Here is a 24,925-nt window from a genome sequence, read left to right on the forward strand (position 1 = left end):
ATAGAGGTGGGGCTTGAAACGGTGATGCGAAAGCTATCTTAACCCACGCACGTTAAGTAATCCAGCTTTTGCTCATTAAAGACAAAAAAAGGCCGGCAAGCCGGCCTTTTTTCTATAGCGTGTTACACCTTCATTAAAATAACCTTAGAAGATCCCCTGAACCTTGCCGGTGTCCACATCCACATCCACCCGACGGAAGGAGGGGTTGGAACCGGTGCCGGGCATCAGGCTGATGGTACCGGCCACGGGCACGATAAATCCGGCACCGCCGTAAGTCAGCACCTCACGGATCTGGAGCCTCCAGCCCGTGGGCACCCCTTTAAGGGCGGGGTTGTCGGACAGGGACAGGTGGGTCTTGACCATGCAGAGCCCCAGCTTGGCAAGCTCGGGGTCGGCCTGGATCCGCGAAAGGGCAGCCGAGGCATCGGCAGAAAAATCCACGCCGTCGGCACCGTACACCTCGGTGGCGATGAGCTCGATGCGCTCTTTGACCGGCATGTCCAGATCATAGAGGAATTTAAAGTTGGTGGGCTCTTCGCACGCCTCGATAACAACATCCGCAAGGTCCAGGGCGCCGTCGCCGCCCTTCTCCCAGTGCTCGGAGATGGCAAACTTGGCCCCTTCGGCCTCCACCAGCTCACGGACCTTGTCACACTCTGCCTTGGTGTCGGAGACAAAGGCGTTGAGGCAGACCACGGGGCTGATACCGGCCTTGCGCACGTTGCGGATGTGGTGGATGAGGTTGGCGCATCCCTTTTCAACCCACTCCACGCTCTCTTCACTGTACTCTTTGGGCATGGCTTTTCCGGGAACAGGAACCGGTGCGCCGCCGTGGCACTTGAGGGCACGGATGGTGGCCACAACAACGGCCGCATCAGGAACCAGGCCGCTGTAACGGCACTTTAAGTTCCAGAACTTTTCAAAACCGATGTCCGCACCGAAACCCGATTCGGTGACGTGGTAGTCGGCAAGCTTCAGGCCCACCTGGTCGGCAATGATGGAGCTCTGACCGATGGCGATGTTGGCAAAGGGACCGGCGTGAACAACCACGGGCTGGCCTTCCAGGGTCTGCATCAGGTTGGGGTTCAAGGCGTCCACCATCCAGGCCGTCATGGCGCCGGCCACTTCCAGGTCCTCGGTGGTGACGGGATTGCCCTTTTTGTCGTAAGCCACAACGATCTTGCCCATGCGCTCGCGCATGTCTTTAAGGCTGGTGGCCACCGAGAGAATCCCCATCACCTCGGAGGAGACGGCGATGCCGAACTTGGAACGCATCATAAAGCCGTCCCGCTTGCCGTTGACCCCGTCCATGCCGATGACGATGTTGCGAAGGGATTGGCAGCAGTAATCGATGACCCAGCCCATCTCCACGTTGGTGGGGTCCACGTCGAGGCGGCGCATCTTGGTGAGGCGGTCGAGCTGCTCGTCGGTGTAGTTCCGCTCATGCTGCATGCGGGAGGTCAGGGCCACCATGGCCAGGTTGTGGGCATTCATGATGGCGTTGATGTCACCAGTGAATCCGAGGGAGAAAGGGGTCAGGGGAATGCACTGGGCCAGGCCGCCGCCGGCGGCAGAACCCTTGATGTTCATGGTGGGACCGCCGGAAGGCTGGCGGATGGCTGCAGACACGCGTTTTCCGCGCTTGCCCAGGCCCTGGACAAGGCCCATGGTGGAGGTGGATTTTCCCTCACCCAGGGGGGTGGGGGTGATGGCGGTTACATCGACGTATTTGCCGTTGGGCTTGTCCTTCAATCGTTCAAGGACCTTGCGATAGTCAATCTTGCCGATGTAATGGCCCTGGGGCAGAAGTTCTTCTTTGGTCAGCCCGAATTCTTCCGCAACCTCATAAATGGTCTTCATGGATTTTTCGGAATCCTGAGCAATTTCCCAATCAGCGTGCTTCTTTGGATCTAAAGCCATTCATTAACTCCTTTCAAGAATTGGCCCACAGAAAGAGCCGGTAGCATGGTGATGAAAACAAAATCCCTGGTCTGTACGTCCCAATAATTGTTGCCTGCGTCACAAACTATACCTGCAGGAATTATCCGGTTGTTCAGAGTCGCTTGGCGCACATACGCCTGGCCCGGCTGATACCGAGCCCTTGCTTGGCGCTGTCACGTCCATCCCCTTAACGAACGAACGACGCCGGGGCAAGCCCCCTTTTGTTTGTTTTCACTACTTCCTGGCAGCTCTTCTTTGTTTCCCCCGGAAGAAACCACCATCATGTCGTATAACGAATGCATTGATCGTAAACACCGTTCCAAACGCTATACCAACAAAACGGATTGCCTTCTATCCTTTATTTATTATTCGAAACTATCTCTCAATCGCCAATACCAGTCAAGCTCTTTTTCTTCATAATTAGTATTTTTAATGTTACTCATCAATGATAGTTGTCATCACGCGAACACCCCTGTAAAAATATCCTTCTGGGGCCCCTGCTTATGTGGTCTGCAGCCGAGTCAGGATACCCAACTATGATAGATAAACACCTTCCATTTTTGACTGCCGCCCATTGACAAAAACAATATATTACTTCTCAAAGGTCATCCGGGGAAAAATAATTCGAATCATATGATATTTAATATTGACAGCACCCAAGGCAGTTGTTAGAAATTTCATGGTTTAGCTATCCTAAGAAGAAACTAACACGACTCAACACCATATATACTGAAGAGTAAACGCCGTGCCCAGCACGACCTCATGACACGCTCTCTTGCGTTACCTTCCGACTCCGCTCTTTAAAAACTTCAGGTTTCTCCTCGAAACGTCCCTTCGGATCGTCACAGTCCGTGGGCGTGATCGACACGAATAAACGAATGGACGCCTTCATCCATATAATTAGTCAACGACAAGGAGGTAACATTGGGTTTCGAAATCATTAAAGAGTCCTATGCAGGAAGCATCAAGGAAATCTCCATCGGGGCAGGCGACAATGCAGTCTCCGTCGGCGGTGCCTCATGCTACCCTTTCTATCATTTTGAAGGGGACATGCCACACAAACCCAAAATCGCCATGGAAGTCTGGGACATGGCACCTGAAGACTGGCCCGAAGCCTGCCTGGCTCCTTTTAAGGATGTCGTCAACGATCCTGCGGCCTGGGCAAAACTCTGCGTGGAGAAATTCGGCGCGGAACTCATCGTTCTCCAACTCAAAAGCACCGACCCCAACGACAAAGACGCCAGCCCGGCGGATGCGGCGGCCACAGTAAAAAAGGTGGCCGCAGCCATTGATGTGCCCCTGATTGTCTGGGGCTGTTCAAACCCGGGCAAAGACGAAGAGGTCCTGAAAGCCGTCTCGGAAGAGTGCCAGGAATTCAAGCTCACCCTGGGCCCGGTGGAAGATGCCAACCACAAAGGCATCGGCGCCTCGGCCATGGGGTACGGCCACGCCCTCATCTCCTCATCGCCCATTGACGTCAACCTTGCCAAGCAGGTCAACATTCTCTTGGAAAACCTGGGCATGCCCATGGACAGGGTCATTGTCGACCCCACCACCGGCGGCCTCGGCTACGGCATGGAGTACTCCTACTCCGTCATGGAACGCCTGCGCATGGCAGCCATGCAGCAGGGCGACGACAAACTCCAGTTCCCCATCATCAACAACCTCGGCAACGAGATCTGGAAGTGCAAGGAAGCCAAGCAGAGCGTGGAAGAAGCCCCCCTCTTGGGCGATCCTGAAAAACGCGGCATCCTCATGGAAGCCGTCTGTGCCGTTTCCTACCTTGTCTCAGGCGGTGACATCCTCGTCATGCGCCACCCCGAAGCCGTCCGGCTTGTCCGCTCCTTCATCGACCTGATGATCGACGGGGGCATGGCCACCGACGTGGCGGCCATCTCAAAACAGCTCAGCGAAGTGGATGTTGACTTTGCGAGCCTCGCTCCTGCCCCCGACACCGCCATCGCCGAAGAGAAAAAGGCGGCCCCCCAACCCGCGAAAAAAGAGGCACCCAAAGCCGCCGCAGAAGCGCCCGCGGCCCCTGCAGCCCCTGCCGCTCCCAAGGCGGAAGCCACACCTGCCCCTGCCCAGCCCGCTCCTGAGCCTGCCACGACCAAAGAGCCTGAGGTAGATCCCGAAGCCAAGGCCAAGGCGGAAGCCGAAGCCAACGCAAAGGCGGAGGCTGAAGCAAAGGCCAAAGCCGAGGCGGACGCCAAGGCCAAGGCAGAAGCCGAAGCAAAGGCCAAGGCCGATGCGGAAGCCAAAGCCAAGGCAGAAGAGGCCGCCAAAAAGCAGGCGGAAATCGATGCCCAGGCCAAGCGGGAAGAAGCAGAAGAAGCCATCCGTGCAGAACGGGCCAAGGCCCGCGCCGAAATGGCCAAATCCCATGCAACCAAGCCTGAGGCCCTGAGGACACTCACCGCGGCAGCAGAACAAAAGAGCCAGCTGGACAAGCTCATTGATCGCCTCAACATGATCCATCGTCGCGTGGCGTAAGCCTTAGGTACTTTCATTTACGAAGCCGCATCGAAGCGAGCTTCGAGTGTAAGGAAAAGGAAGACCCAACAACAAGAGGAGGAACCTCTGATGGCAGATGAGAAAAAAGCAAAGGCAATGAAGCTGGCAGATCCGCTCAATGCCTCCATTGATCCAGCGACTCAGCAAATGATCAAAAGAGCCCAGGAGCTCGGCGTCGAGACCGTGTTCGACCGGGCCGAAACCATGAAGCCCTGCAACATCGGCATCCAGGGCACCTGCTGTAAAAACTGCGCCATGGGCCCCTGTCGCCTCCCCCTTCCCAAGAGCGGCATCGAAGGCGAAGACACCCGAAAAGGACTCTGCGGGGCCACAGCAAACACCATCGCGGCACGTAACTTTGCCCGCATGGTTGCCGGCGGCGCCTCCGCCCACTCCGACCACGGACGCGGTGTGGCCGAAGTGTTCCTCTCTGTGGCGAGAAAAGAGACCGAAGACTACCACATCAAGGACTACCACAAGCTCCTTGCCATCGCCCCCCATTTTGACGTGGCCACCACCGTCACCGTGGACGGCGAAACCCAAGATCGCGATATGGACGAGATCGCCCTTGAGGTCGCTGAAAAGGCCATGAACGAATGGGGCAAGCCCGACAGCGAGTGCCTCTACATCAAGCGTGCTCCCGAGGCCACCTACAACCGCTGGAAAGAGCTCGGCGTCCTCCCCAGAAACGTTGACCGCGAAATCGTCGAAATCATGCACCGCACCCACATGGGCGTGGACCAGGACTACAAAAACCTCATCAAGCAGTCCACCCGGGCGGCCCTGGCCGACGGCTGGGTCGGCTCCATGATCGCCACCGACCTTCAGGACGTCATGTTCGGGACCCCCAGCCCCGTGCAGTCCGAAGTCAACCTGGGCATCATGAAGGCGGACCACGTCAACCTCGTCGTCCACGGCCACGAGCCCATCCTCTCGGAGATGATCGTTGCTGCCTGCCAGTCCAAGGAGATGATGGATTACGCAGCAGAAAAAGGCGCCAAAGGCATCCAGCTCGGCGGCATCTGCTGTACGGCCAACGAACTGGCCCAGCGCCACGGGGTACCCATCGTGGGGACCTTCCTCCAGCAGGAACTGGCCATCATCACCGGCGCCTGCGATGCCATGGTGGTGGATGTGCAGTGTATCTTCCAGAACCTGGCCAACGTGGCCAAGTGCTTCCACACCAAGCTCATCACCACCCACCCCATCGCCCGCATGGAGCAGAACAACGTCATCCATATCGAATTTGACGAGCACCACGCCATGGAAGATGCCAAGCGCATCGTCAGGATGGCCATCGACAACTTCGAAAACCGCAAGGCCGAAGTGATGATTCCCACACAGAAAGAGACCCAGGTGGTCGGTTTCGGTGTGGAATCCATCGAGTACCACCTCGGCGGCTCCTTCAGGGGCTCTTACTACACCTTGAACGACAACATCATCAACGGCCGCATCCGCGGCATCGCAGGGGTCGTGGGCTGCAACAACGCACGAACCAAGCACAACAACGATCACATCACCGTGATCAAAGAACTGATCAAAAACGACGTCATCGTCCTCACCACCGGCTGCAGCGCCATCGCAGCAGGCATGGCCGGCCTGCTCAGCCCGGAATGCGCCGCCGTCCATTGCGGCCCCGGCCTTGCCGAGGTCTGCGAAACCGTGGGCATCCCCCCGGTCCTTCACCTGGGATCCTGTGTGGACAACTCCCGTATCCTCCTGGCCGCCACCGAAGTGGTCAAGGCAGGCGGGCTCGGCAAAGAGATCAAGGACCTTCCCGTGGCCGGCAGCGCTCCGGAGTGGATGAGTGAAAAAGCCATCTCCATCGGCCACTACTTCGTAACCTCCGGCGTCTACACGGTCTTCGGCGTCACCATGCCCGTGGACGGTGCCCCTGTCTTCAGGGACCACCTCTACAACGAGCTGGAAGGCCTCTACGGCGGGATGTGGGACTGCGAGCCCGACCCCGTCAAGCACGCTCAAAAGATGATCGCCCATATCGACAAGAAACGCCAGGAGCTGGGCATCGACAAGGCCAGGGAGCGTGTCCTCATGGACATGGCCGCCCGCCAGGCCATCGACGGATAGCGGGTCGGTGGCCCGCCCGTGGCCACCATCCACATGCTTGATCATCAACCTTAAGAATATCCTCAACGAAGGAGGAAGAGCATGTCCAAATTAGTCGCATTCGCCGCCATTCAGGGTGGTTATAAAGTGGTCTCCCAGGTGGAAGGTGAGTACAAGAAAGCACTTGAAACCTTTGACGCAAGCACCAAGGTCAGCTTCGGCAACACGGCCTACTACCTGCCGGTTATATACTCTCTTCTGGGTATCAAAGTGGAAACCCTGGAAGACCTGAAAAAACCCCTGGAATTTGCCCGGGGCCTTCTTCCCCCGCACGTCAAGGGCAAGAACCACCTCCCCTACCTGGGTCCCCTCCTTGACGCCGGCATGGCCGCGATCTTTGCCTATGAGATCAAAGAAGCCCTGCGTATCCTGAACGAGCCCGACTTCTACTCCTTTACCGAAGACCCGGATGTGGAGTCCGGCAGCATCTGGCTCGGCCCCGCCGACGACACCATCCTGCGTAAACGCGGCGTGGAGTTCGTGGACGGCAGCGCCCCCGGGTTTGCCGCCATCGTAGGCGCCGCTCCCACCCCTGAAATCGCAAGGGACATCGTGGAAGACTACCAGAAGAAGAGCCTTTACATCTTCTGCGCGGCCAACCACAACAACACCAGCGTTATTCAGCAGCTCGTGGATCAGGACGTGCAGGTGGGCTGGAACACCCGTATCGTTCCCTTCGGCCCGGACATCTCGTCCGCCGTCTTCGCCCTGGGCTTTGCCAACCGTGCGGCCATGGCCTTCGGCGGCGTTCAGCCCGGCGACCACCGCAAAATGCTCATGTACAACAAAGAGCGGATCTTCGCCTTTGTCAACGCCCTGGGCGATGTGGGCACCGAGTGGGGCGTGGCGGCTGCCGGCTGTGTCAACTGGGGTTTCCCGACCCTTGCCGACACCGACATCCCCGAAATTCTCCCCACCGGTATCTGCACCTACGAGCACGTGGTGGCCAACGTCCCCCACGAGGAGCTCTGCCAGAAGTCGGTTGAGGTCAGGGGCCTTAAGGTCACCGTCTCCGACATCAACATCCCCTGCTCCTTCGGTCCCGCGTACGAAGGCGAGCGTGTACGCGGTGCCGACCTGCACAGCCAGATGGGCGGCGGCAAAACCCAGTGCACCGAGCTGGTCAAGCGCGCCGAGATGAACGAAATCGAAGACGGCAAGGTGATCGTGGTAGGCAAGGACATCGCCGATTTAAACGAAGGCGATACCCTGCCCCTGGGCATCTTCATCCAGATCGCAGGGCGCGAGTTCCAGGAAGACTTCGAGCCCATCATGGAGCGCCAGATCCACCACCTCGTCAACTACATCCAGGGCATCATGCACATCGGCCAGCGGGACATCTCCTGGGTCCGCGTCAGCAAAGCCGCCGTGGACAAAGGGTTCACCCTGAAAGACATCGGCGTGGTTCTCCATGCCAAGTTCCATCAGGAGTTCCAGAAGATCGTCGACAAGGTGCAGATCACCCTCTACACGGAAAAAGAGGACGTGGCCAAGCTCACGGCAACGGCCCGCGCCGAGTACAAGACCCGCGACGAGCGCGTGGACAAAATGACCGACGAGGACGTGGAGATCTTCTACTCCTGCTCCCTCTGCCAGTCCTTTGCCCCCAACCACGTCTGTTCGGTGAGCCCCGAGCGAACCGGCCTCTGCGGTGCCTACAACTGGATGGACTGCCGGGCAGCCTATGAGATCAACCCCACAGGCCCCAACCAGCCCATTGAAAAAGGGGAGTGCCTCGATCCGGTCCTCGGCCAGTGGAAAGGGGTCAACGAGTTCGTGGAGAAGGCATCCCGCGGTGCCGTCACCCACTACAACTTCTACTCCATGGTCATCGACCCCATGACCACCTGCGGCTGCTGCGAATGCATCGCCGCCATGCTCCCCAGCTGCAACGGGGTCATGACCGTCAACCGAGAATTCGCCGGGGACACCCCCTCAGGGATGAAGTTCACGACCCTTGCCGGCGTCATGGGCGGGGGCGCGTCCTCACCCGGGTTTGTTGGCCACTCCAAGTACAACATCACCCAGAGAAAATTCATCAAGGGCGACGGCGGCCTGCTCCGCATGGTCTGGATGCCCAAGATGCTGAAAGAAGAGATTAAGGATCGCCTTGATCAGTACGGCAAAGAAAACGGCTATCCCGATTTCTACAACATGATCGCCGATGAAACGGTGGGGACCACCGAAGAGGAAATTCTGCCCTTCCTCCAGGAAAAAGGTCACCCCGCCATGTCCATGGACTCGCTCATCGGGTAATGCGCCTGCATCCGGGCGGCCGCCCTGCCGCCCGGGTGCACCCCATTGTCCTTTTTCCACCGAGCGTCATCCCGAAAGGACCCAGACAAGGAGATACACATGGCTCTTACCGGTATTCAGATATTCAAACTTCTGCCCAAAACCAACTGCAAAGAGTGCGGGGTGCCCACCTGCCTCGCCTTTGCCATGAACCTGGCCTCCGGCAAGGCGGAGCTGGACAATTGCCCCTACGTCTCGGACGAAGCCAGGGAAAAGCTGGCCGAAGCATCGGCCCCTCCCATTCGCCCCGTCAAGCTGGGCAAAGGGGTCCGTGAGACCACCGCCGGCGGCGAAACCGTGATGTACCGTCACGAAAAGACCTTCTACAACCCCACGGTTCTGGCGGCAACGGTCTCCTCCTCCATGGGAGAAGCCGACCTTGCGGCCCGCCTGACGGCCTGGAACGCCCTCCAGTACGAGCGCGTGGGCCTGAACCTTCGCCCGGAACTCATCGCCGTCAAGGACAGTGACGGCAATGCGGAGGCCTTTGCCAAAACCGCAAAGCTCATTGCCGAGACCTCGGAGTTCAACCTCATCCTCATGAGCGATAGCGCCGACGTCATCAAAGCCGGTGTGGAAGCCGTTGGGTTCAAGCGCCCCCTCATTTACGGTGCCACCGAAAGCACCATCGATGCCTTCGGTGAAATCGCCAAGGCCGCAGAGCTGCCCATCGCCGTCAAGGCCGACAGCGTCGAAGCCCTCATCCCCCTGACCGACAAACTGACGGCCATGGGGGTCAAGGACATCGTCATCGACGCCGGCAGCCGCGACCTCAAAGGCTCCTTTGCAGACCAGGTATCCATCCGCCGGGCCGCCCTCAAAGGCGGGAACCGTTCTTTGGGTTTTCCCACCATCACCTTTCCCTGCGAAATGGCCGGAAACCCCGACATGGAAGCCCTCATCGCCGGGATGTTCGTGGCCAAATACGGGGGCATCGTGGTGCTCTCCGAGTTCAACACCGAGACCCTGTTCCCGCTCCTGCTGGAACGCCTCAACATCTTCACCGACCCGCAGCGGCCCATGACGGTCACCGAAGGGATCTACGAAATCGGCAACCCCGATGAAAACTCCCCGGTCATGGTCACCACCAACTTTGCCCTGACCTACTTCATCGTCTCAGGCGAAGCCGAAGGCAGCCGGGTCCCCTGCTGGCTCCTCATCAAGGAAGCCGAAGGCCTCTCGGTGCTCACGGCCTGGGCTGCAGGCAAGTTCAGCGGCGACGATGTAGGCGTCTTCGTGAAAAAGAGCGGCATCGCCGACAAGATCAAGCACAACGAGCTGATCATCCCCGGATACGCTGCGGCCATCGCCGGAGACGTGGAAGAAGAACTCCCCGACTGGAGCATTACCGTTGGCCCCAGGGAAGCAGCCCACCTGCCGGCCTTCCTGAAGGCCAAAATCGGTGCGGCCTGATCAGGGCCACCCTCAAACCCGTCCCAACCGCCGCCATCGGGTTGGGACGGCCTTATTTTCGAACACGAGCACATTTCAATACCTGCACTGCAACATCAACCTAGATCCGGAGGGAATTTTATGGGTTTTCAAGTCATCGGAGAAAGCTTGAACGTTATCGGCAAAGAGATCGGACGCGCATTCAGAGAGAGAGATCCCAAGCCGATCCAGGAAGAGGCCCTCTTCCAGAAGTCCAAAGGCGTGGACTGGATCGACATCAACCTCGGTCCCGCCAAGAAAAACGGCGTGGAGCTGATGCCATGGGTTGTGGAAACCGTACAGGAAGTGGTGGACGATATCCCCCTGGTTCTGGACACCTCCAACATCGACGCCATCGCAGCCGCCCTTCCCAAATGCAAACTGCCTCCCATGATCAACTCCATCATGGCCGTGCCCGAACGCTATGAGCGCATGATTCCCCTGGCCGCCGAAAGCGGCGCCCACTTCTGCGCCCTGATGTGGGGACCGGAAGGCCTGCCCAGGGACGAAAACGAGCGTGCCGCCCTGTGCGTGGAGCTCCTCTACGCAGCCAACGAAGCGGGAGTCCCCAACGAGAAGATCTGGGTCGACGGCATCGTCACCCCCGTCAACATCCAGCAGCCCCAGGCCGTGAGCCTTCTCAACTTCATGGACATGCTCCAGGATATCGCCCCCGGTGCCCGCAGCACCTGCGGTGTCTCCAACATCTCCAACGGCGTGCCCGATCACCTTCGGCACATCATCAACATCACCTTTACCACCATGCTCAACATCAAAGGCATGGAGTCTTTCATTGCGGATGCCAAGGACGACGCCACCATGGGCCTCGGCAAGGGCAAGCGCCCCGATATCTATGAAGTAATCAAAAACACCATGGACGGCAATGCTCCGGCCCTGGATTCCCTCAGCGAGGAACTGCGAGGCTATGTGAAGACCTGCAATGTCATCCTTGGCCACACCCTCTTTTCGGATTCCTGGCTTGAAGTCTAACCCTGGAATGGGACGGGGTCGGGCCGGAAGGCAGGAGCAGCTCACCGGGAACCCCTGGGGCCGGTCGAAACGCCGGTGCAGATTCCCATAACGAATTGCCCCAATACCCCATGAACCCAAAGCCCCGCAGACCCTGCGGGGCTTTTCTCATCTTCCGATCATGCGAAAGGCTTTCCATGACGCGGAAGGCTTTCCGTGATGCGGAAAGGATACAGGCAATGACCATGGACAAAACGACTGACGACAAAGGCTGGATCTATATTTATGTGAACAATCCCGGGAAAGATGAATCCTTTGCCGGATTTGACGATCAGGAGCTGGGGATCCGGTTTATCCCGGCCTTTCAGGACAAAGAGAGCGCCCTGATGTGCTCCGGGCACTTTATGGACCCCGCCGCCTCCTTTGAAGCCCAGGCGATCCACAAAGACGACCTGAACCGCTATGCCGCGGACCAGAACTTCCTTATCTTCATGCTGGACAAAACAGGGGCCATTCTTGAAAAAATCAATCCCTTCCCTGCAGCCGAGAAGACCTGACAGGCCATAAAGACCAAAGGGGCGCCCATGGGTGTCAACCAACGGCAGGACAGCACCAGTCACACCGGTGCTTGATGGTTGCCCCCCTCCCCTTCAATCCTTGCACACGCCGGGCATATGCCCCATAGTGAGCAAAGAAAAAATGAATCAGCGGGGTCTTGGATCCCGCCACAAGCTTTGACATATCGGGGAGACGCTTTTTCCTGAGCGACCGGCCCCATGACGGGAGAACGATCTGTGAGTTTGAAACTGGCATTTGGAGGCAAAGGCGGGGTCGGCAAGACAACCCTTACCGCTCTTATCGCACGCATCATCGCCCGGGAGGAGAAGAAGGTCATCGCCATCGATGCGGACCCGGTCTCCAACCTGGCATCGGCCCTGGGCATTTCCGAAGAGATTGAAATCACCCCCATCGCCCAACTCTCCGACCTCATTGCCGAGAGAACCGGGGCCAAGCCCGGGACCATGGGAGGCTTTTTCACCCTGAACCCCAAAGTGGACGATATCCCCGACCGGTTCTCCCTCGAACGGGACGGTGTCAAGCTGCTTGTGATGGGAACAGTGCAAAAGGGAGGCTCCGGATGCATCTGCCCGGAGAGCACCATCTTGAAAGCCCTGATGATGCACCTGGTGCTGCAGCGCGATGAGGTGGTGGTGATGGACATGGAGGCCGGGGTAGAACACCTGGGCCGGGCCACCACCGGATCGGTAAACGCCCTGGTGACCGTGGTCAACCCCGGCAAAAGAAGCCGGGTGGCGGCCCTTCAGATCCGGCGCCTGGCAGAAGAGCTGGGGATCAAACGGGTGATGATCATCGGCAACCGGGTCCGCTCTGCGGAAGACCGGCAGATGATTGAGGAGAGCTTAAGCGATTTCGAGATCCTGGGGTTTGTCCCGGAGCTTGATGAGGTGGCCGAATCCGATCGATCCGGAGAGCGCCCCTACGACGACATCGAAACCGTCCCTGAGGCCTTGCGTGAGATCGCCGTCAAACTGGCCAGCCTGGACTAAAAAAAACGGCCCCTTTTCCCAGGGGAAAAGGGGCCGTTGCAGTCGTCTTCATATCGCGTATTGCCCGCATTCACGGGACGACGCGATTAGGAGCAGCAGGAGCCGGTGGAGCTGCAGCTGCCGCAAGCGGACTCAAGCTTGAGGCTTGAGGTCACTTTGAAGCCCACTTCAAGGAAATCAACCTTGATGGGCTGGGCCTGGCCCAGAAATTCCTTGTCTACAATGTAGACGTAGCCATCCACTTCAAATTTTTCGTCGGTGTCTTTAGACTCATCCAGAGCCATGGCAAGGGAAGGGCCCCCTCAGCCACCGGAGTTGAGAAAAATACGAATGGGCATGACTTCCCTGCCCTTGAAATATTCTGCAATCTGTTGCGTTGCAGCCGCAGTCACCTCTAACATGGGACCTCCATAGAAGCTGTAAATATATAAGAAAAATGAAACTTTCGTTTCGTCTATCGGGCTTGGCACAATGTAAACATTCGGTTTACCCTTGTCAATAAAGAAAAACTATGGAAAATCCATCCGCATTCAGTTTCATCAATACCACGGGACAGCTGCGCACCGCGGGGCTGCACCCCTTGCCGTCGGGACCGCTCCGCCCTTTTAAGGACAGAGGGGCCGGCCCCGCCGTCATCAGGCTGTCATCACCATGACCATGATACCCGCAGGGTGCCACAGGCGGCGGTACCGCGGGCGTATTGCCGGAATTATGTTTCCGCATCCCTCAACCATCAAACAAGGAGCCTTCCCACACCCATGGAACAGACGCTATCCATCATCAAACCCGACGGGGTCAAAAAACAGATCATAGGCGACGTGATCCGGCGATTTGAAAACCGGGGCCTTTCGGTCAAGGCCATGCGCATGCTTCAGATGACCAAAGAAGATGCCATGGGCTTTTACGCCGTCCACAAGGAGCGCCCTTTCTTTGACAGCCTCACCGACTTCATGTGCTCAGGCCCCGTGGTGGTGATGGTCCTTGAAGGGGAAAAAGCCATCGCCCTTAACCGGGAGATCATGGGCGCCACCAATTTCAAAGAGGCCGATGAAGGAACCATCCGAAAAGATTTCGCATCATCCATCGAAAGCAACGTGGTCCACGGCTCCGACGCCCCGGAAACGGCCAAAACGGAAATCGCCTACTTCTTCTCCTCCCTTGACATCATGGCCTGATTCCAGCATATTTTCCCCATCGACAACAAAACCTTCGAGAGCACCGGCATTTCCGGTGCTCTCGTTTTTTATTTCTTGAGCCATTCAGGAGATGTGAGAGACGACCATGAGCAACGCCCCCATCCAAACCCAACAGATCGCCATCATCCTGGTGCGCCCCCGCTACCCGGAAAACATCGGGTCTGCCGCCCGAGCCATGATGAACATGGGCTTTTCCGAGCTGATCCTCGTCAACCCCCTGGAGCCGGACCAGGAACGCATGCGCAAAACCGCCACCCACCATGCGGCCGGAATCATCGACACCCTCACCATCCACGACAGCCTGGAAGAGGTCCTTAAACCCTTTACCTTTGTGGCCGCCACCACCACGCGCAAAGGAAAGAAGCGCCACGGCCTCATCACCCCCCAGAGCTTTGTGGAACGCGTGGGCACCCTCTCCACCGACGACAAGGTGGCCATCCTCTTCGGTTCCGAGGACAAGGGGCTGACCAACGACGAGCTCCGCTTTGCCGACGCCCTGGTCTCCATCCCCACCATGGATTTCTCTTCCATCAACCTGGCCCAGTCCGTCATGATCCTCTGCTACGAACTCTCCCGCAAACCGCCCGCAGGGGAAAAGAACCCCTTAAGGCTGGCCAACAAGCAGGAGATCGGCAAGGTCCATGAAGCCATCGAGAACCTCCTGCATGCCATCGACCTGCACAACCCGGAAAACCCCGACCACTGGGCCGCCCGATTCCGAAATCTTCTGTCCCGGGCCGGACTCCGAGCGGGGGATACGTCCCTGGTCCTTGATTTTATCGGGAAGACGTTGAAGAAAATTAACGGGGCATAGAAAAGGGCTAAGGGCTAAGGGCTAAGGGCTAAGGGCTAAGGGCTAAGGGCTAAGGGCTAAGGGCTAAGGGCTAAGGGCTCGTTTCATTGATTTGCCCGGAGAGCAAGCCTTTGCATGCATTTTTGATCAAAAAAAGGGCCATGATTCTCAGCGGAATCATGGCCCTTTGTCGTGGTACGCCCCTTTTTGAAAAAGGGAATCTTTTCGCCAGGCTCAGACAGAAAATTCTACTTTAAAGGCGGATGTGATTTGACCCGAGGAACGAGGGGCAAAACGCATCCGCACCCTGCTTTCAAGGTGGCACACCTTGCCGCCGGAGGCATCGCCTTTTGCACCGCCCCTTAATCGTCGGACTTGAGCACGGCGAGGAAGGCGGACTGGGGAATCTCCACCTGGCCCACCATCTTCATGCGCTTCTTGCCCTTTTTCTGCTTCTCCAGAAGCTTTCGTTTTCGGCTGATATCCCCGCCGTAGCACTTGGCGGTAACATCTTTACGGAAAGCAGAGATGGTCTCCCGGGAGACAATCTTGGCACCGATGGCACCTTGAATGGCCACCTTGAACATCTGCCGGGGAATCTCCTCTTTCAGCTTTTCACAGGCGACCCTCCCGCGAGACACGGCGCGATCCTTGTGCACCAACTGGGCCAGGGCGTCCACTTTCTCTCCGTTGATAAGAAAATCGAGCTTGACCAGATCGGTTTCCTTGTACCCGATGAGCTCGTAATCAAAGGACCCGTAGCCCTGGGTGATGCTCTTGAGCTTGTCGTAAAAGTCATAGACCACCTCGGCAAGCGGCAGTTCAAAGATCATCTCCATGCGGCTGTTGGTGAGGTACTGGTAGTTCACACTGATTCCCCGGCGATCCAGGCACAGCTTCATCACCGCCCCCATGTAGCGCTCCGGCACGATAATGGCCGCCTTGATAAAGGGCTCGCTGGTGCGGCTGATGGTGGTGGGGTCCGGGTAGAGGGCCGGGTTGTCGATGATCTCCACCTCACCGGTGTTGAACTCCACCTCGTACTGAACAGAGGGCGCCGTCAGGATCAGGGAGAGACCGTATTCACGCTCCAGGCGCTCCTGAACCACCTCCAGGTGGAGCAGGCCGAGGAACCCGCAGCGAAATCCGAAGCCCAGGGCTGCCGAGGAGTCTTTTTCGTAAATCAGGGAGGCATCGTTGAGCTGAAGCTTCTCCATGGCCGTGGTCAGCTCTTCGTAGTCGTCCGATGCCACCGGGTAGATGGAGGAGAAAACAACCGGCGTGGGGTCCTTAAACCCTGCCACTGCTTCCTCACAGCCCCCCTTCACGTGGGTGATGGTGTCCCCGCAACGGGTATCACTGACGGTCTTGATACCGGCGATGAGGTACCCCACCTCCCCTGCGGAGAGTTCTTTTCTGGGGACCCTGACGATCTGGAACACACCCACCTCTTCGACCTTGTAGGAGGCATCGTTGCTCATGAACTTGATGGTATCACCGGCCTTCATCTTGCCGTCGATGACACGGAAATGGACAACGGTCCCCCGATACGGATCGTAATGGGAGTCAAAGATCAGGGCCTTTAAGGGGGCAGCCGGGTCCCCTTCCGGTGCCGGAAGCAACTCAACGGCCCCTTCAAGGACGTCTGCGATGCCGATGCCGTTTTTGGCCGAGGTCAAAATGGAGGCTTCGGGATCCAGGCCCAGATCCTCTTCGATCTGCCCCTTGACCCAGTCGATCTCAGCACTGGGGAGATCGATCTTGTTGATAATGGGAATGATCTCAAGGTCATGCTCAAGGGCAAGGTACAGGTTGGCCAGGGTCTGGGCCTCCACCCCCTGGCTGGCGTCCACAATGAGCAGAGCACCTTCGCACGAGGCAAGGGCACGGGAGACCTCGTAGGTGAAGTCAACGTGCCCGGGGGTATCGATGAGGTTCAGCACGTACTCCTTCCCGTCCTTGGCCGTGTAGGGAAGAGAAACGGTCTGGCTCTTGATGGTGATCCCCCGCTCTCGTTCGATATCCATGGTATCCAGGATCTGATCTTGAAAGTCACGATCCGAGACGATGCCGGTCTCCTGAATCAGGCGATCGGACAAGGTGGATTTTCCATGGTCAATATGGGCGATGATGCTGAAGTTACGAATATGTTTCATGCCGTTTCGACTGCTGCTCCTGAACGATTCTTCATGTGGCATCCCTCCTGCCCACCGCGGACAGAATCACTGGGTCATACCATATGAATACTGTGAAATTTCAGATGTATAAAAGAAATGCGCCGGTGTATGCGGGTTGACATAACCAAACCGAACCGCTATAGTTTCCAAATAAAAACATCATTATCTATCAAATCGGCTTTTGCCCTGTCAAGCCATGGCTCATCACCCCAGTGGAGGCCATCGTCCAAAGGCCTGTTAACCGGCTCTCTCCATGGCTTCCCCCCCTCGAATATTTCTAACTCACCCGGGGCGTTGCGCGGTCTGTTGCATCGTATGCCGTCTGTGGTGCCCTCACCCGCCGGTCACGGCCTGCCGGGAAAAAGGTCCCCTTTGGCCGGAAACGAAAACCACTCACCCCGATATCAAGGGTTGCCATGAGCTCTATTGCCATCGTCGATGAGGACAAAAGCGTTCGGGACTCTGTTGCCGATTACCTCACCCTTGCAGGGTTTGATGTCATCGCCTTTGCTTCGGCAAGCGAAGCCCTGACCCACCTTGAAACCACTCCCCTGGACATCGTCATCACAGATATCCCCTTAAAGGGGACCAGCGGTTTTGAACTCACCGACACCATCAAAAAGAATTTTACAACCGACGTCATCATCCTCACCGGCTACAGCACCGGCTACTCCTACGAGGAAGCCATCAACAAAGGGGCCAGTGATTTTGTCTTCAAACCGGTCCGGTTCGAAGAGCTGCTCCTGCGCATCAAGCGGGTGCTCCACGAGCGGCGCCTGACCTGCGAGCGCAACGAGATGCTCAACCGGCTCAAGCGCATGGCCGTCACCGACCCCCTCACGCGGCTCTTTAACCTGCGCTACTTCTACAACCAGCTCGAAAAGGAGATCGACCGGTTCAACCGCTACAATCGCCCCCTGTCCCTGATGCTTCTCGATATTGACAATTTTAAAATTTTCAACGATACCTATGGTCATCTTGAGGGGGACCGCATTCTGGTCAACCTGGGCAAGGTCATCCGGGAATGCCTTCGAACCATGGACTCAGGCTACCGTTTCGGCGGAGAAGAGTTTACCATCATTTTGCCTGAAACCACGGTCAATGAAGGGCTGGTGGTGGCAGAACGGATCCAGAAAGCCATGCGGGACAGCTCGTTTTCACCGGTATCGGCCCCCGAGCCCGTCATCACGACACTCAGCATCGGCCTCACCGAGTATGCCTCGGGGGAACCCTTAAAAGAGTTTGTCCGAAGGACAGACAGGGCCATGTACCTCTCCAAGGCAAGGGGAAAAGACCTCATCTCCCTTTTAAACAAAGACAACACCGAATAAAAGCACTGGACCAGAATGATCACTGTCGACTTTCTCCATCACCCCACACCCGACGAAAAATCACGTATTCTCAGCATCTACCATCACCAGAAATGGTGGCCGGAATCCATCACCGACCCCCAACGCATCGACCGGATCATCCGGGGAAGCCACTGCTATGTGGTGGCCAGGGACGGCCGGGAGGTCATCGGATTCGGCAGGGCCTTAAGCGACGGGGTGGGCGATGCCTATCTCCATGACATCACCGTGGTGGAGAGCCACCGCCTCCGGGGCATCGCCCAACGTATTGTCTCCATGATCCTCGCGCGCCTTGAAGAAGACGGCATCACATGGGTCGGTCTCATCGGAGAAAACGGGTCCCCTGCCCTCTACCGAAAATTCGGCTTTGCCGCCCTGGAGGATGCCGTCCCCATGTTTCGCTTCGAAACACCCCCCGCATAGGGGACCGCCCCTGCTGATACAGGGGAAACATCAACGATGCCGGTTCGGAGCTGCTCGGGCAGTACCCCTTAACCTCCCATTGACCATACGACAAGACGAGACCATGACAAAACGACACGACCAGTGCGGCATGACGCCCCTCCTCCCGGAATACCACGCAGAGCTTGCGCCCTTTTTTAACGGGCAGTCAAATCCCTTGTGCGGATACTCCCTTTCAGCCCTCATCATCTGGAAAACCCACGTCTACTACCCGGCCTTTGCCGTAAACGGTGACGACGCCATCATCGCCCGGCTCTTCCCCTCAAGCCCTGAAAAGGACTACCTGATCCTGCCGGTCCCCAACGCAACGGCCTGGTCACCCGAACGGCTTGCCGCCCTGTGCCGACAGCACGGGATTCCCCGCATCAGCTTTGTCCACGAAGCGTATCTGGACACCTGGGGCACCGAGGCCATCACACAGCTGTTTACCCTCAGGGAGCAAACCGATTACGAAGACTACGTCTACAAAAAAGAGGACCTGGCCGAACTCAAGGGAAACAAATTCAGCAAAAAGCGAAACCTCATCAACCAGTTTTTACGGGAGTACGTGGAAAAAGGACGGGTAAAGGTCGAGGCCATCACCGACTCAAACAAAGAGGAGTGCAAGGCCCTGCTGGCACACTGGTGGGGCCAGAAACCCGCTGAAGCCCAGACCGATGAAGAGGTCCTCGGGGAAAAGGTGGCCTGCACCTGCGGGCTTGATCTCATCGGCACCCTTGAAGGACTCAGGGGGATCCTCCTTCGCGTGGACGGCACGGTCAAGGCCTTCGGCATGGCCACGGACCTTACCGGGGAGATGGCCGACTTCAATTTTGAAAAAGCCGACCCCGACATCAAGGGACTGTATCAGTTCTTTGACCGCCAGTGTGCCCGGATGCTCTTTCCCGACACCCCCCTCATCAACAAGGAGTGCGACATGGATGACCCGGGACTTCGCCATGCCAAGCGCTCCTACCACCCCCACCTGCGCTTTAAGTCCCATACCCTGGAGCTCATCGCATAAAAGAGGGCGACCGATGGGCAAGGCTCTGGTATACATAAAGAAAGGCCCCTGACATCCCATACAGACACCGGAAAATAAGATGTTTCCGTCATGCTGGAGTGTTGGAACCATGCCCATCATCACCACAATCAAACGCTGGCTGAGAAGGCTCTTTACCAAGACGCACCGGGAAGACCTTCTCTCCGGCGTAAGCGCCACGCCCGAATTTCCAGATCCCGTCTCTCTGGTCTCTTGGATCCTCATGAGCTATCGGCACCATATCGACTCGGCCGCCTGCTTCTCTCTAGAGCATGTCCAGGGCCCTTTCATTCGCCTTGTGCAAGGCGACACCACCACGGATCTCATGATCCGCTACAGCCCGCCCTTTTCCCCTGCAGAGCGCCTGAAAGCCATCGGAATCCACCTGCCCGACGGATTTGTCCTCACCGACTGGAAACGTCACGAACACTTCACCCTCACCGGCCCAAGGGTGCAGCCAAATGAGATGGCATCCTTTTTGGACCTGCTCTTCCGAAAGCTCTATCGCGCAGAAAAAGGGTATGTCCTGGTGGCCTGGACCGATATCCACCCCGCCTCGCACCCGCCTCAACCCTCCGCACAGGATAGACGCCACGCCGAGCGATGGTAGGGCGCTGGAACGCAGCGCCCCTCTTTCATCAACCATGCCATGCAAAGAGACATCTTTGCCCGGAAGGCTGAAGGGCACAGGCTTTCAACTACTCCGGCCTGTCCGCCTGAATGGCCGCGTTCCAGTCGTAAAGCAGGTTGTCCAGCTCGGTTAACACCTCGTTTAAGTCGGTGTACGTCCCCTGGCACTCGGCGATCAACTCAGTCTCGTGGTAGGCACGCGCAAGGGAATTGTCATGGGCGGTGGTGCCCAGCTCAATGCGTACACCGTTTTCGATGGCGTCGGCAATCTGAACAAAGGTCGGTTCGGAAATAAGCATGGTGTCCTCCTTTCTCTCAGTGTGTCAAGCCCGCAGACAGCGTTCGGAGTAACGGGCTATCCCGCCCCCGCGCCGTGTAAACAGATCAGCTTACATCACTATACCGCATTACACGGATCATCCAACCGGTTTTTGCTCTCTGAACGGGTGCGTCGCCAGTGCCTGAGCCCTTTCAAGAAACACGGTCCAGGACTGACATACCGTATACATTCAGCAAACGGCATGCCGACAAGACAAAAGCAGGAGGAAAAAATGAATTGGGCCACAAAAAAAGCGCGACCCCCTGGTGCCAGGATGTCGCGCTTTGTATAAACCTTTTGAAAAGCAGGGGCTACTGAACAGTAACGTTCACAGCCGCAGGACCTTTCTGACCCTGCTCAACATCGAAGGTCACTCGGTCGCCTTCGTTGAGAGTTTTGAAACCGGATGCATTGATACCTGAATGGTGAACGAAAACATCAGGTCCGTTTTCCTGCTCGATAAAACCATAACCCTTCTGCTCATTGAACCATTTTACAATACCGTTTGCCATGGTGACGATCTCCTCATCATTGTTCTAGTGTTTTCATGCATTCTCATTCCAAGGTAGATGTCACGATGACACATTTTTCTTTTTCCTGAGAGCGCAACAACTTCCCCATCGGGGCGGGCCACGGTGACCACTTCAACAGGGAAGCTTTGAAATTTATGATCCGTGCTACACACACACATCTTAGTAGAACTTTCTCACACTCTTGCCTGCAAATCAATCTAAAAACAGCCCGCAATCACCCGAAAGTTGGTGCACCATAGAAATCATTCGAATTGCTGTGTCCATTTCCTCCCCCGCGGAGTCGGTAGCGGCCACCGGAGTCAACACCGGCAAGGGAATCCGAGTTTTCCGACCGGTTTTAGCCGCCCCCCGGTCCCTCGCTGTCCGCCCCTTAAAAAAACCGGCACAAGCATACCACAATGTGGTATAATCTATACCGATTCCGGTTGCACCTTATCGCATCCCCTTTGTCCCCGATCTTTCCTGCCGTTCAACACCATCGGTGCAACCCCGCATGCACCACCCCTTCACAAAACCAGGGCGGCCCCTTCGTGCCCGCCCGAGGAAGGTAACACATGAACAACCCCAAAGTTCTCTGGCCCACAGATTTTTCAAGGCGTGCGGAAAAAGCACTGCCCTATATCGCCACGTTGATCCGTGAAAAAAAGGCCGACGTCCATATCCTGTACGTCATCCCGGACATCGCCCGCCATGAACCATGGTACGGCGAATACGATAAGCAACACGTCAAACGCCTGACCAAGCGGGAAGAAGAATCCGCGGCCAAGCGACTCAACCAGCTCTGCAACAAGTACCTGGACGGCTGCGCCCTGTTCACACGGCACACCGCCGTTGGGGAACCAGCCGATGAGATCCTGAAACTCATCGACAAAGAGGGCATGGACATGGTGGTCATGGCAGGCCACGAGCCCCACATCCCGGACATCGGCGAGCCCACGCTGGAAAAAGTGAAACGCATGGCATCCGTTCCCGTGGAGGTCATCTCCACCTGAAGCAGCAAAAGCAATGCCTCCGGCGGCCCTGCCGGGGGCCAAACTTTTGAAAAGTTTGACAAACAGGTTTTGCTCAATTTAACAGAAACCTTCGCGGAAGCCCTCACCCTGAGGAACGAAGGGGGAGGGCTTTCGCAACCTGGGGTCCAGAGGATCATCCCCAGGCCGCCGGAGGCAGGTTTTCCCTGCCCACTGTAACCATAGAAGGCAGCTTTAACTTGGCTGCATACGGCGGCATTCTGTGCTGCTTTGAATGCAAATGCCCTACAGGCTGTTTCCCTCGTGCTTCAGGGAACAGCCTATCCCGGATATTTCACGAGTCGGAAGCGTGCCCATCATTGCTCAGTCAACCCGCCTTGTTCACCCCCATCAACACACCACGCGATGCCATACCGTTGCCACAGGTGATTAAAAGTATGTTTAAGCTCTGTCAGATGTGTAGGTTTGGCCCCATCTTCCTTGAATGACAATTTTCCATGCAACCGCACCTCATCTGGTGTATAAGTCCCAAAGGATGTTGCCGACGTGGCGCCCCCAAGCCTTGCAGTGGCGTGTCCACCCTCGCCGCCGAAGGCTTTTTTTGTGTCTGAAAAAAACGTTTACAGGAGTTGCAGTAGCAGATGTCTTCGAAAACCTTAGGAATTGTCGGCGGCATGGGCCCGCTGGCCACCGCCATGCTCTTTGAGAAAGTCGCCACCCTCACCCGTGTGTCAAAGGATCAGGATCACATCCGGGTCCTCATCGACAGCAACCCAAAAATCCCGGACCGCACCGCCCACATCGTGGCCGGCGGCGAAGACCCGCGCCCCGAGTTAACCGCCACCGCAACCCACCTGGAGGCCATGGGCGCCGACTTCCTCATCATGCCCTGCAACACCGCCCACTACTTCTACGAGGACATCACCAAAGGGCTCACCATCCCCTTTCTCCATATGGTCAACGAAACCGCCGCCTACATCGGCACCCATTATCCCGACACCCGAAACGTCGGGGTCCTCGCCACTGAAGGCACCTGCAAGGCCGGGGTCTACACCAAAGCCCTCACCGCCAACGGTCTCACCGCCCTGACGCCGGAACCAGCCATGCAGCAGCACGTCACGGATCTCATCTACGGCATAAAAGCCAACAGAGATATCCCCATCGACGGATTCATGGAGGCCGTTACCGCCCTCAAGGCCAAAGGCGCAACCTGCTTTGTCCTGGGCTGCACCGAACTCTCCGTGGCACAAAAGCTCTACGGTTTTTCCGGCCCCTTCGTGGACCCTTTGACCGTCATCGCCGAAGCCGCCATCCGCTTTGCGGGGAAACACAGTATTTCCTCCGGGGAATAGGTGGCTTCGCGCAGAATAAAAATAAAAGCGCAAAAAAATGCCTCCGGCGGCAAGGTGTGCCACCTTGAAAGCAAATGACCGACGGGCTGCCCCCCTCGTACCTCGGGGAACAGCCCGTCGGTATCTTTCACATTGACGTCATCCAGAGGACCATCACCGCGATCACCGCGGCAATGAGGCGGCCCCGGAGAATCGGCAAAGCGAAACGTGCCCAGCGATGTTCAGAAAAACCGAGTCCTCCAGAGCGCCAAGGAAAGCATGACATGCCGGGCCGTTTTCCCGAATGAATCGAAAGCTACCTGATCAAAAAAAGGGACTATCCGTCTTACTCGGATAGCCCCTATTCTCGATTATACCGTTGATTCACGACTAATTTTACATGGCAGAAATCTTGATGTTGCCAAGGACAGTCGTATGCCCCCCTGCCTGATAAGAAGTCCCGAGGCAATTGGCTGCAGAAGCACCCTTTAAGGAACCTTCAACAAGTGCCGTTTCTTGGATATAAATTTCGGTTGCTTTGGCTGTTTGAAAAATATCAAAGGCATCGGCATTTGAAGCGTCCCCATCGGCAGCGGTATTTTCTTTACCAATCTGAATCTTGACGAAGCTGTCTTTTACTACGTCATCACCTGTCCCCGTTGTAATCGTATCCGCCGTAATACCAATTTCGCCTGCCACATAGATTTCTTGGGACAAGGATTCATACATAACAATCGCGCCCTTAGAAGCTCCATTGTCATTTTCCCAAGCAGTGGTGGAATTGCTCTTGGTTATTTTCATTGCATCTTCGAAATAATAGACAGCGTCCGTCGGTGGTGTTGCAGAAGGATCCGCCGGGGTTTTCAATGCACCATGTGTCCCACCAATCTCAATCTTCACCCCTTCCTGTGCCGTAATCTCATCCAGAGCTTCGGCATCCATGGACTTCAGGTCTGCATAGGCAGACAGGGGAAGCAGAACCAGTACAGCCACCAAAAGAATCTTTTTCATTCAGTCACCCTCCTCAAAATTAGGTTAGTTGCCAATCATCCGCCCACCAACGGTGACGGACTCCGGTGTGGCCCGGCTCCTGCACATAAGAGCCCGACAGGGGATCTGCCGGATACAAGCCACAAACACCGCTTTATTTCGACGTACCTTAAAATAAACAACGTTCACTTGCATAGAACAGTTATCCACCACCACAACACGACTGTCAACACCTTTTTTCAGTGTTTATAGATAGCTACCACCCATCAGAGCCTCCCAAGTTTCCCTTGACCCGTATATTGGCATCT

At 56.8% G+C, this 24,925-nt stretch carries 21 protein-coding genes; 15 read left to right on the forward strand and 6 right to left on the reverse strand.

Annotated elements, in window-relative coordinates; translation table 11 throughout:
- Positions 1–144 precede the first annotated feature (144 nt).
- Positions 145–1,920 carry a formate--tetrahydrofolate ligase gene (locus BLQ12_RS07355; RefSeq protein ID WP_092209799.1) on the reverse strand — a complete coding sequence of 592 codons (1,776 nt, stop codon included), beginning with the start codon at positions 1,918–1,920 and terminating at the stop codon, positions 145–147.
- 945 nt (positions 1,921–2,865) lie between these two features.
- On the opposite strand from BLQ12_RS07355, the gene BLQ12_RS07360 reads away from it, so the two are divergent.
- From BLQ12_RS07360 to BLQ12_RS07390, 7 genes are all read left to right on the forward strand, one after another.
- Positions 2,866–4,434, forward strand: a complete 1,569-nt coding sequence (locus tag BLQ12_RS07360; RefSeq protein ID WP_092209801.1) for an acetyl-CoA decarbonylase/synthase complex subunit delta — start codon at positions 2,866–2,868, stop codon at positions 4,432–4,434.
- A gap of 90 nt (positions 4,435–4,524) precedes the next feature.
- Positions 4,525–6,543 carry an anaerobic carbon-monoxide dehydrogenase catalytic subunit gene (cooS, locus tag BLQ12_RS07365; protein ID WP_092209803.1) on the forward strand — a complete coding sequence of 673 codons (2,019 nt, stop codon included), beginning with the start codon at positions 4,525–4,527 and terminating at the stop codon, positions 6,541–6,543.
- Positions 6,544–6,624: 81 nt separating this feature from the next.
- Positions 6,625–8,838, forward strand: a complete 2,214-nt coding sequence (gene acsB, locus BLQ12_RS07370; protein ID WP_092209805.1) for an acetyl-CoA decarbonylase/synthase complex subunit alpha/beta — start codon at positions 6,625–6,627, stop codon at positions 8,836–8,838.
- A gap of 99 nt (positions 8,839–8,937) precedes the next feature.
- On the forward strand, positions 8,938–10,290 hold the full coding sequence (gene acsC, locus BLQ12_RS07375; protein ID WP_092209807.1) for an acetyl-CoA decarbonylase/synthase complex subunit gamma: 1,353 nt from the start codon (positions 8,938–8,940) through the stop codon (positions 10,288–10,290).
- Positions 10,291–10,410: 120 nt separating this feature from the next.
- Entirely contained in the window at positions 10,411–11,298 is an 888-nt protein-coding gene (locus tag BLQ12_RS07380; RefSeq protein ID WP_092209809.1) for a dihydropteroate synthase, read from the forward strand.
- 224 nt (positions 11,299–11,522) lie between these two features.
- Complete coding sequence (locus tag BLQ12_RS07385) at positions 11,523–11,834, forward strand: hypothetical protein (protein ID WP_139163891.1); 312 nt, start codon at positions 11,523–11,525, stop codon at positions 11,832–11,834.
- Between the two features lie 237 nt (positions 11,835–12,071).
- On the forward strand, positions 12,072–12,845 hold the full coding sequence (locus BLQ12_RS07390; RefSeq protein WP_175469567.1) for an ATP-binding protein: 774 nt from the start codon (positions 12,072–12,074) through the stop codon (positions 12,843–12,845).
- An 86-nt stretch (positions 12,846–12,931) separates the two neighbouring features.
- On the opposite strand, the gene BLQ12_RS28525 is transcribed toward BLQ12_RS07390, so the two are convergent.
- On the reverse strand, positions 12,932–13,129 hold the full coding sequence (locus BLQ12_RS28525) for a hypothetical protein (RefSeq protein WP_139163892.1): 198 nt from the start codon (positions 13,127–13,129) through the stop codon (positions 12,932–12,934).
- Positions 13,130–13,603: 474 nt separating this feature from the next.
- Between BLQ12_RS28525 and ndk the strand changes: the two genes are divergently transcribed.
- Positions 13,604–14,020: a nucleoside-diphosphate kinase gene (gene ndk, locus BLQ12_RS07400; RefSeq protein WP_092209814.1), complete on the forward strand. Its 417-nt coding sequence runs from the start codon at positions 13,604–13,606 to the stop codon at positions 14,018–14,020.
- A 106-nt stretch (positions 14,021–14,126) separates the two neighbouring features.
- On the forward strand, positions 14,127–14,855 hold the full coding sequence (locus tag BLQ12_RS07405; RefSeq protein WP_092209816.1) for an RNA methyltransferase: 729 nt from the start codon (positions 14,127–14,129) through the stop codon (positions 14,853–14,855).
- Positions 14,856–15,196: 341 nt separating this feature from the next.
- Here the strand turns inward: BLQ12_RS07405 and lepA are convergent, their stop codons facing one another.
- On the reverse strand, positions 15,197–16,990 hold the full coding sequence (gene lepA / locus BLQ12_RS07410) for a translation elongation factor 4 (RefSeq protein WP_092209818.1): 1,794 nt from the start codon (positions 16,988–16,990) through the stop codon (positions 15,197–15,199).
- A 437-nt stretch (positions 16,991–17,427) separates the two neighbouring features.
- On the opposite strand from lepA, the gene BLQ12_RS07415 reads away from it, so the two are divergent.
- The 4 genes from BLQ12_RS07415 to BLQ12_RS07430 all read left to right on the forward strand — a co-directional run bounded on the left by BLQ12_RS07415 (position 17,428) and on the right by BLQ12_RS07430 (position 20,453).
- Positions 17,428–18,342: a GGDEF domain-containing response regulator gene (locus tag BLQ12_RS07415; RefSeq protein ID WP_092209820.1), complete on the forward strand. Its 915-nt coding sequence runs from the start codon at positions 17,428–17,430 to the stop codon at positions 18,340–18,342.
- 15 nt (positions 18,343–18,357) lie between these two features.
- Positions 18,358–18,783, forward strand: coding sequence for a GNAT family N-acetyltransferase (locus tag BLQ12_RS07420; protein WP_092209822.1), 426 nt, complete (start codon positions 18,358–18,360; stop codon positions 18,781–18,783).
- 103 nt (positions 18,784–18,886) lie between these two features.
- A complete protein-coding gene (locus BLQ12_RS07425) occupies positions 18,887–19,825 on the forward strand; it encodes a DUF2156 domain-containing protein (RefSeq protein ID WP_175469568.1) in 939 nt (312 codons plus the stop codon).
- Positions 19,826–19,934: 109 nt separating this feature from the next.
- Positions 19,935–20,453 carry a hypothetical protein gene (locus BLQ12_RS07430; RefSeq protein WP_092209826.1) on the forward strand — a complete coding sequence of 173 codons (519 nt, stop codon included), beginning with the start codon at positions 19,935–19,937 and terminating at the stop codon, positions 20,451–20,453.
- 88 nt (positions 20,454–20,541) lie between these two features.
- On the opposite strand, the gene BLQ12_RS07435 is transcribed toward BLQ12_RS07430, so the two are convergent.
- Entirely contained in the window at positions 20,542–20,772 is a 231-nt protein-coding gene (locus BLQ12_RS07435; protein ID WP_092209828.1) for a hypothetical protein, read from the reverse strand.
- Positions 20,773–21,103: 331 nt separating this feature from the next.
- Complete coding sequence (locus tag BLQ12_RS07440; protein ID WP_092209830.1) at positions 21,104–21,304, reverse strand: cold-shock protein; 201 nt, start codon at positions 21,302–21,304, stop codon at positions 21,104–21,106.
- Between the two features lie 575 nt (positions 21,305–21,879).
- Here BLQ12_RS07440 and BLQ12_RS07445 point away from each other — a divergent pair.
- Together BLQ12_RS07445 and cuyB are read left to right on the forward strand one after the other, a co-directional pair.
- Positions 21,880–22,317 (forward strand): universal stress protein, encoded by a 438-nt coding sequence (locus tag BLQ12_RS07445; RefSeq protein ID WP_092209832.1) that lies wholly within the window; start codon positions 21,880–21,882, stop codon positions 22,315–22,317.
- Between the two features lie 620 nt (positions 22,318–22,937).
- Positions 22,938–23,648, forward strand: coding sequence for a cysteate racemase (gene cuyB / locus BLQ12_RS07450; RefSeq protein ID WP_092209834.1), 711 nt, complete (start codon positions 22,938–22,940; stop codon positions 23,646–23,648).
- A 375-nt stretch (positions 23,649–24,023) separates the two neighbouring features.
- Here the strand turns inward: cuyB and BLQ12_RS07460 are convergent, their stop codons facing one another.
- Complete coding sequence (locus BLQ12_RS07460) at positions 24,024–24,638, reverse strand: DUF6160 family protein (RefSeq protein WP_092209839.1); 615 nt, start codon at positions 24,636–24,638, stop codon at positions 24,024–24,026.
- Between the last annotated feature and the right edge of the window lie 287 nt (positions 24,639–24,925).

The organism is Desulfoluna spongiiphila (assembly GCF_900101345.1).
Lineage (GTDB): Bacteria > Desulfobacterota > Desulfobacteria > Desulfobacterales > Desulfolunaceae > Desulfoluna > Desulfoluna spongiiphila.

What these genes read in the sequence shown, in the direction of transcription:
- BLQ12_RS07355 (WP_092209799.1), bottom strand. Translation starts at nt 1,920, where the DNA reads ATGGCTTTAGATCCAAAGAAGCACGCTGATTGGGAAATTGCTCAGGAT.
- cooS (WP_092209803.1), top strand. Translation starts at nt 4,525, where the DNA reads ATGGCAGATGAGAAAAAAGCAAAGGCAATGAAGCTGGCAGATCCGCTC.
- acsB (WP_092209805.1), top strand. Translation starts at nt 6,625, where the DNA reads ATGTCCAAATTAGTCGCATTCGCCGCCATTCAGGGTGGTTATAAAGTG.
- acsC (WP_092209807.1), top strand. Translation starts at nt 8,938, where the DNA reads ATGGCTCTTACCGGTATTCAGATATTCAAACTTCTGCCCAAAACCAAC.
- BLQ12_RS07380 (WP_092209809.1), top strand. Translation starts at nt 10,411, where the DNA reads ATGGGTTTTCAAGTCATCGGAGAAAGCTTGAACGTTATCGGCAAAGAG.
- BLQ12_RS07385 (WP_139163891.1), top strand. Translation starts at nt 11,523, where the DNA reads ATGGACAAAACGACTGACGACAAAGGCTGGATCTATATTTATGTGAAC.
- BLQ12_RS28525 (WP_139163892.1), bottom strand. Translation starts at nt 13,129, where the DNA reads ATGGCTCTGGATGAGTCTAAAGACACCGACGAAAAATTTGAAGTGGAT.
- ndk (WP_092209814.1), top strand. Translation starts at nt 13,604, where the DNA reads ATGGAACAGACGCTATCCATCATCAAACCCGACGGGGTCAAAAAACAG.
- BLQ12_RS07405 (WP_092209816.1), top strand. Translation starts at nt 14,127, where the DNA reads ATGAGCAACGCCCCCATCCAAACCCAACAGATCGCCATCATCCTGGTG.
- lepA (WP_092209818.1), bottom strand. Translation starts at nt 16,990, where the DNA reads ATGAAACATATTCGTAACTTCAGCATCATCGCCCATATTGACCATGGA.
- BLQ12_RS07415 (WP_092209820.1), top strand. Translation starts at nt 17,428, where the DNA reads ATGAGCTCTATTGCCATCGTCGATGAGGACAAAAGCGTTCGGGACTCT.
- BLQ12_RS07420 (WP_092209822.1), top strand. Translation starts at nt 18,358, where the DNA reads ATGATCACTGTCGACTTTCTCCATCACCCCACACCCGACGAAAAATCA.
- BLQ12_RS07425 (WP_175469568.1), top strand. Translation starts at nt 18,887, where the DNA reads ATGACAAAACGACACGACCAGTGCGGCATGACGCCCCTCCTCCCGGAA.
- BLQ12_RS07430 (WP_092209826.1), top strand. Translation starts at nt 19,935, where the DNA reads ATGCCCATCATCACCACAATCAAACGCTGGCTGAGAAGGCTCTTTACC.
- BLQ12_RS07435 (WP_092209828.1), bottom strand. Translation starts at nt 20,772, where the DNA reads ATGCTTATTTCCGAACCGACCTTTGTTCAGATTGCCGACGCCATCGAA.
- BLQ12_RS07440 (WP_092209830.1), bottom strand. Translation starts at nt 21,304, where the DNA reads ATGGCAAACGGTATTGTAAAATGGTTCAATGAGCAGAAGGGTTATGGT.
- BLQ12_RS07445 (WP_092209832.1), top strand. Translation starts at nt 21,880, where the DNA reads ATGAACAACCCCAAAGTTCTCTGGCCCACAGATTTTTCAAGGCGTGCG.
- cuyB (WP_092209834.1), top strand. Translation starts at nt 22,938, where the DNA reads ATGTCTTCGAAAACCTTAGGAATTGTCGGCGGCATGGGCCCGCTGGCC.
- BLQ12_RS07460 (WP_092209839.1), bottom strand. Translation starts at nt 24,638, where the DNA reads ATGAAAAAGATTCTTTTGGTGGCTGTACTGGTTCTGCTTCCCCTGTCT.